Annotated in this window: 2 protein-coding genes; both read left to right on the top strand. The window is 34.7% G+C overall.

The window, feature by feature from the left end:
* Nucleotides 1-239: 239 nt before the first annotated feature.
* Entirely contained in the window at nucleotides 240-1,814 is a 1,575-nt protein-coding gene (locus FEM55_RS07400; protein WP_138280709.1) for a hypothetical protein, read from the top strand.
* Nucleotides 1,815-2,220: 406 nt separating this feature from the next.
* On the top strand, nucleotides 2,221-2,685 hold the full coding sequence (locus FEM55_RS07395) for a DUF4236 domain-containing protein (RefSeq protein WP_138280708.1): 465 nt from the start codon (nucleotides 2,221-2,223) through the stop codon (nucleotides 2,683-2,685).
* Nucleotides 2,686-2,796 lie beyond the last annotated feature (111 nt).

Genomic DNA, 2,796 nt, shown 5'->3' with positions numbered 1-2,796 from the left:
AGATTCCTGTACGATCGAGTACCGGTCTTCTGCACTGAATGTTCGGCGTTGTTTACTCATGATTCCTAAATTAAATGGACTAAACTGTTTTTACAATTTTGTCCAACCATTTAGGGGGCTAAGACAACATTATTGAAGATGACACCGAAATTGCATTTCCAATTGAAGAAATAGAAGGGTGTAAATTTCAACTTCTTTCATTCCCCGAAGAATGCTCCAGGCTTTTTTGTGCTTTTCCAATGATAGGAACAAGCGACTTTAATTTTCCAGTTGTAATTCATAGTGAAAAGTTTGTTCCTAACAGAGAAAGAGATGGAGTAGAACTAACGGACTTTGATGAAGAAAATAGAGAAAGGCTTGTTGAAGCAAAAATTGCTTTTAAAAAGCTTTTACAAATTATTCAAGACAATGAATGGACAGAAGCCTTTAACATTTGCCGTTTCACAAATCCCGACATAAGCGATGCAGAAACTAAAAAATGGTTTATCAAAGAAATATTCAATCCAACTAAGGAAGGAATTTACAACACCAAATTAATTGAACTTGATAGTTCATTGGAATTGAACGAACAACGAATTTCATTAAGTTCTGCCTACGTTCCTTATGCTGACCGAAGAACAAAAGACAAAGAAAAAATCGTTAAAACGATTTACGATTTTGCATTTCAGGTAATGGCTGAACAAATTCCTTGTAAAGAACATTTCTTGAATTGGTATGAAGTTCTTGACTTTGAAATATTTGAAAATGAAAAATTAGATATTGAAAAACTTTGTGAAACAATATCGCCAAAAGGTAATTTGACCGAGTTTGCCGAAGCAAATAAATTGACAGAAGATGAAACAGTTCAATATTTCATTGACCTTGTTGAGTTCGTAATTGAACAGGAAGAAGAAGAGCTATTAGGAAAGTATAATCTTCTACTAAACCAAAGCGATGTATTTACAAAAATTAAAGGGCTTAAAATTGACAGAGTTGAACACAAAGGATTAAAGGAAGGCTATGATGAAAAATTGAAAGACATTTACTTCTCTTTGTCAAACAATGAATGTAGAGAAACCTTACTTCATAAAGAATTTGAAAGCATTGATGACCTCATAGAAAAGGAAGACAAATATGATTTTAAAGAGTTAGCAAAGGACACAGACGAAGAATTGAGAAATTTTGAAGGAAATTTTCACGATGAATACTTTTTGCTCATACTAAAAGACCTTTTTAATTGGTATACAACCTGCGGGATTTCTGATGAAACACTAATAAACTTATTTCCATATTTCTCACTCAACAAATCACAACTATATCTCAACACAAAAACACCGCAAGAATTAGAATATGCTTTTGATATTGAGATAAGCGGTAAAAGCGAAGTGTTAGCAAAACTTGCTAACAGTTCACTATCGGAGAATGAATTAGAAATAATTGCGGACAACCCAGAATTGGTTTCAAATATTATTGAGTGGCTAAATAGTAAACAAGAAGATAACCCTGACGAAGAATTGGGAAATATCGGAAAAGAATTTTTGTATCACCAGCTTTGCCAAATGTTTGGAGAAAACAGAGTGCTTTGGGAAGATAAATCTGAATATGATTTTAGAGTTCTTGAAAAGGATTTGACTACAACAAAATACTTTATTGACGCAAAGACAACAGGTAAAGGCATTGCAAACAGCGACAATGTTCCGTTCTTTATGCGGACAGCACAATGGACTTTCTTAGACAAACAACAAGCAAGTGACAAATATATTATTGCAAGAATTTTCAAAAACGGCGGGACTATTGACGTTAAGTATTTAAAACTAAACAAACAGTCTCTATGACAACACCAATGCCTATAACATTGGGTTTGGCAAAAGTGGGGCGGAGAGACTGTAAATTGAACTGTGTCACCTCTTAGTTTGATTAAAGGGAAAAATAAGTAAATTAGTTTAACTTATAGACACGATAAAGACAAACGAATCCTTCGATTTTCAGCGCTTCAAAGAGGAAGCGATGCAAGGTCGCTATGACGGCAAAAAGATGGGCGGTACCGATTGACCTCCCCCCAGTAAACGAGACAGCTGAAAACTAGAGTTTTTCGGTGGCTGAGGGCCTCCCAAATTCCGGACAATAAAAGCCCGATTCACCAGTTTTGACTGTCCATAAATTGGAAGCCCCTTAGTACCTTGCTAACATTAACAGAACTTTATATATTACAGTAAAATAATCATAAATTGTTGTTTAACAATGAGATGGATATTTAAGAAAAGAATCAAGATAATGCCTGGTGTGCATCTAAACTTTAGCAAAAATGGAGTATCAACAACTATTGGGCGCAAGGGAGCTAGTGTAAATTATGGAAAAAAAGGCACCTTTCTAAATCTTGGAATTCCAGGGACAGGCGTATACTCGCGTCAAAAGTTAACTAGTAATAAAACAGATAATTATACAGGAGATAAAACTCTATATCAACTCTGCGAGGACAGTGAAAAACTCTTAAAAGAAGTCAATGATGCTCTAAACTGTTTTAAAACTATAGAGTTAAAAATAGAGTGGTATAAAAGCGAAAGAGATAGAGATAATATTTCGGAGTCACAACTACAAGAAAAGCTGTTTATTTTAAAAAATGACCCCAAATATAAAGAAGCTCGAATTTATTTTGGAATGGATATCGATCCGAACAAATCAGACCAAAAGGGACTATCGCATTAACTGTGTAAACTTTTGAATCGGGGTTGGGCGAAGCTTATAGCCTGACCCTATTTTCAAAAATAGTCAAAAACTGATTCAGGATCATGCCCCAATTCCGGATGGGCATAGTCC

Source organism: Dyadobacter sediminis (genome assembly GCF_005860765.1).
Taxonomy (GTDB): Bacteria; Bacteroidota; Bacteroidia; order Cytophagales; family Spirosomataceae; genus Dyadobacter; species Dyadobacter sediminis.
This window is presented reverse-complemented; position numbering and strand designations above follow the sequence as displayed.

Excerpts from the sequence above, each read along its gene's own strand:
- FEM55_RS07395 (WP_138280708.1), top strand. The coding sequence starts at position 2,221 with ATGAGATGGATATTTAAGAAAAGAATCAAGATAATGCCTGGTGTGCAT.
- FEM55_RS07400 (WP_138280709.1), top strand. The coding sequence starts at position 240 with ATGATAGGAACAAGCGACTTTAATTTTCCAGTTGTAATTCATAGTGAA.